Origin of the sequence: Acinetobacter sp. YH16032, from assembly GCF_013417345.1 — a bacterium.
Classification (GTDB): domain Bacteria; phylum Pseudomonadota; class Gammaproteobacteria; order Pseudomonadales; family Moraxellaceae; genus Acinetobacter.
The window spans coordinates 1-1,015 of sequence record NZ_VPEE01000181.1; the positions used below are offsets into that span (position 1 = coordinate 1).

At 45.4% G+C, this 1,015-nt stretch carries 1 protein-coding gene; it reads right to left on the minus strand.

What is annotated here, in order from left to right:
* Positions 1-7: 7 nt before the first annotated feature.
* On the minus strand, positions 8-874 hold the full coding sequence (locus FTV32_RS17295; RefSeq protein ID WP_160255371.1) for a WYL domain-containing protein: 867 nt from the start codon (positions 872-874) through the stop codon (positions 8-10).
* Positions 875-1,015 lie beyond the last annotated feature (141 nt).

Sequence of the window (1,015 nt, forward strand, 5' to 3'; positions counted from 1 at the left end):
CAATCTCCTATGAAGCTTGATCAAACAGGTAAGATGACAGCTTTTCGATATCTGAGCGTTGTAGTACCAAGGGATATTTCAAGGCATCATCCGCCTCAGCCAGCGTGATCGCGGCCTGATATCGCTGCAAAGTATAGTGAGCCAGGGCTTTTTTCACCGGAATCTGTAATCTGCCATCAGGCATGCCGAAGTCTTTTTCGACCAGCGCTTTTTGAGCTGCATTCAATTTTGGATTCGGGATCAGCGTCAGTACAATTTCTTCATGCCATTGCTGATCCTGAGCAGGGTCTACTGACTCAATCGCCATCACAACAGGTGTGCGATCAATTCTGGAGAGTAAAAAGTCCTTAAACTGCTTGCTCTGATGGCAATAGGCACGGACATGCCAGCGAAAACCGGTATACACCAGGGTGTGTGGGGAAATGATGCGTTCATGCCACTGCGGATTCTGCATCGAGGCATAAATCATTTTTAAAGTACTTTGGTTGCGGCAGGCACGCAAAACTTCCCGAATCACTTCAGGACGTACACTGCGATCAGGTAATTGAACTGCTGTAAGATTCGGTTCTGGCATCGCAATAAGGGCATGCGATTCACTGACCAAGCCCGAGAGCATATTGAGATATTCATTGATATGCGCTGTAGTCAGTACAGGCTGGAAGCTGGCCTTAGGCACATAACCCTTGACTGAGGGATCATGAATCAAGGCATCGGGGTTATACAGCGTATTATAGCGCTTGATATCCGCAGAAGCCTGCTGTCGACTGAGCCCAAACCAGCTCATCAAACGATTGGTAACCAAACGACCTTCCCAGTAAGCAAGCAACTCGATGGCTCGCATTCGAAGAAGCACTTCATGCTTATCTGTCGTCATATACCAATCAGTCAATAAATAGCAGCTTTAAGATTACCCTACAGCAAATATACAGTAAATATTTTTGACGGTATTTAAAGGTAGTATTGCAATCATCAGATAAAAAATATACTAGTATCCTGATGATAGCCGTCAAAGTAC

Excerpts from the sequence above, each read along its gene's own strand:
- FTV32_RS17295 (WP_160255371.1), bottom strand. The coding sequence starts at position 874 with ATGACGACAGATAAGCATGAAGTGCTTCTTCGAATGCGAGCCATCGAG.